Here is a 1,282-nt window from a genome sequence, read left to right as displayed (position 1 = left end):
GCATCGTACAAATCATAAAAAATAAAATCTTCCGTAGCTTCTTATTTCCTCGTTTATTAATACGATCACTGTATTGTGTATGGCCAGATTGATAGCGCATAATATCGATGCCGACGTAAGCGTTTAGTTGTTTCGCGTTTTTAAATCGGCCAATATCACCTAGTTCACCAATAAGTCTGCACGCGGTTGTATCACCAATCCCTGGAAAAGACCGTAATACGATATATTCCTTTCTTCCTTCAGACATCATCACCATTTCTTTCACAAGCTGGTCTTTCTTTTCCATTAAATCTGCAATACGTCGGGCATAATCACGTACTTGGTTACAACGAATATCCGTTGGTTCAATGGCAGGATATGAATTTTTCGCAGCTTCTAATAACACCATGGCTTTTTTCTCTGCACGTACTGGTGAAAGATTTTTACGTGTATTGCTTTTTAAACGATTTTTAATAATAGTCTTTGAATGAGCTAATAAAAGTGCTGGATGTGGATACAATTGCACAATATTTAAAAATAGCGCGGAACCCGGTGTAATAAGTTGTTCCAACTCTGGAAATGAAATATGTAAAATGGCATGCATACGATTACGTAAAAGAATAAGTTCTTCATCAATCTCGTCATAATATCGAGTCATCGCCCGCATCTGTTCATAATAATTATTCTGCACATACGTCGTTTCACGTTCTGATTTAAAGTGGGTTTTCGCTAACTCATGCGCGTCGCTAATATCGGTTTTGTTTCGGCGCATTGAAGCCATTTGTAGGTTCGCTTCAAGCGGATTCATGCGACAATATGTATGTCCATGATCCCGTAGAAACTTTTCAAGTGATTTTGAATAGACACCCGTTGCCTCAAATACGATTTCAGGCGCTTGTCCATCAAGAGCTGTTATTTCATTAATTCGAAGGTGTAGCTGCTCAAAATCAGTGCGTGTATGATTCAATTCCCCTTCAAATTCACATTGTCTATAGCCATCATAAATGGCAATGGTACTTTTCCCTTTACTTACATCAAGAGCGATGACATGTTTCATATAACTATTCTCCTTTAATAACCAATCATAGAAGTCTTCACAGTGCCTTATCGATTCCATTTTCTTATACACGATCTCTAGGACCCAACATACTAAACTGATTCAAACAAGGGTGTGAAGTTGGTCTGTTTATTATACGGACTCTTACATGGTCCCATAGGCGGATCGACTTTCCTTCACTTCTACTATAAAAAAATAGTAGCACAAACCATGGCCTTGGTTTGTGCTACTAATGTTAGTATGTTT

At 38.0% G+C, this 1,282-nt stretch carries 1 protein-coding gene; it reads right to left on the bottom strand.

Going from position 1 to position 1,282, the window contains the following annotated elements:
- Nucleotides 1-1,036 (bottom strand): IS110 family RNA-guided transposase (locus BANA01_RS28820; RefSeq protein WP_082799707.1); only part of this gene is annotated, 1,036 nt, incomplete at its 3' end.
- Nucleotides 1,037-1,282 lie beyond the last annotated feature (246 nt).

The organism is Neobacillus niacini NBRC 15566 (assembly GCF_001591505.1).
Taxonomy (GTDB): domain Bacteria; phylum Bacillota; class Bacilli; order Bacillales; family Cytobacillaceae; genus Neobacillus; species Neobacillus niacini.
The sequence above is the reverse complement of the archived record's forward strand: the minus strand, read 5'-3'. Positions and strand labels throughout refer to the sequence as shown.